The organism is Acinetobacter towneri (genome assembly GCF_001758345.1).
Classification (GTDB): domain Bacteria; phylum Pseudomonadota; class Gammaproteobacteria; order Pseudomonadales; family Moraxellaceae; genus Acinetobacter; species Acinetobacter towneri_A.
This window is the reverse complement of sequence record NZ_MKQS01000056.1, coordinates 1-1,010: the sequence shown is the minus strand read 5'-3', so window position 1 is coordinate 1,010 and position 1,010 is coordinate 1. Positions and strand designations below refer to the sequence as shown.

Below are 1,010 nucleotides of genomic sequence, written 5' to 3'. Positions count from 1 at the left end.
CATGAATTACATTCAAGTCATTGGAAAATAGAACAATATCACCGAGTGATTAAACAGGTTTGTCATATTGAAAAGTTTCAAGTAAGACGATCTAAACTGATTTTGAATCATATTTTTTCAGCCTTGATGGCCTACGTCGAGATACAAAAGAACCAGTTTGAGGGGATCTTTGAAAATGTATATCGTTGGCAGAAGAAATTATTTAGACCAATCATCAAAGACTTCATTGATGACTTTATTCTCGATAAAAATCATCTGCTACCACAGAGAATCTATAAATGATAGTGCGTAAGTCCTAGAAATAAACAATATTTTGTAGAAAAGTGAAGTTTTTGCCGAATAAATAACCACTCGAACTGAAAAACGCATAAAACATAAAAAGAAGTGTTGCACATTAAAATAATTGTCCTATAATGCACATCCATCGGCGGTGATGCAGATTAAAACTTCTGATAAAACAATGACTTGATTGATATTGATTGAGTTGGGTTTTAGAAAGTAAGTTTAAAATAATTTAAATTACCAGTTGACACTTTAGAAATAAAGCGTAATATAGCTGACCTAGCTTGATGCTGACGAAGCATCGAGAAGATCATTAAGAGATTATGAAGAACAACTTGTGTGGATTTTTGCTGATTGATTAATCGAAATTATTTCATTAATTGATTGGTTTAAATTACTCGAAGTTTATTTGAGCGAAATTTAAGTCAGAAATTGATGAGCCAGATTTGGAAGTTTAGATTAAAACTTCAAAATGATTTTAACTGAAGAGTTTGATCATGGCTCAGATTGAACGCTGGCGGCAGGCTTAACACATGCAAGTCGAGCGGGCGAGGTTGCTTCGGTAACTGAGCTAGCGGCGGACGGGTGAGTAAAGCTTAGGAATCTGCCTATTAGTGGGGGACAACATTCCGAAAGGGATGCTAATACCGCATACGTCCTACGGGAGAAAGCAGGGGATCACTTGTGACCTTGCGCTAATAGATGAGCCTAAGTCGGATTAGCTAGTT

General features: G+C 35.9%; 1 protein-coding gene and 1 rRNA gene. Both read left to right on the top strand.

Annotated elements, in window-relative coordinates; all coding sequences use genetic code 11:
• Positions 1-282 (top strand): transposase (locus BJN41_RS13965; RefSeq protein ID WP_141730392.1); only part of this gene is annotated, 282 nt, incomplete at its 5' end.
• Positions 283-761: 479 nt separating this feature from the next.
• Positions 762-1,010 (top strand): 16S ribosomal RNA (locus BJN41_RS13960); the annotation flags it as partial.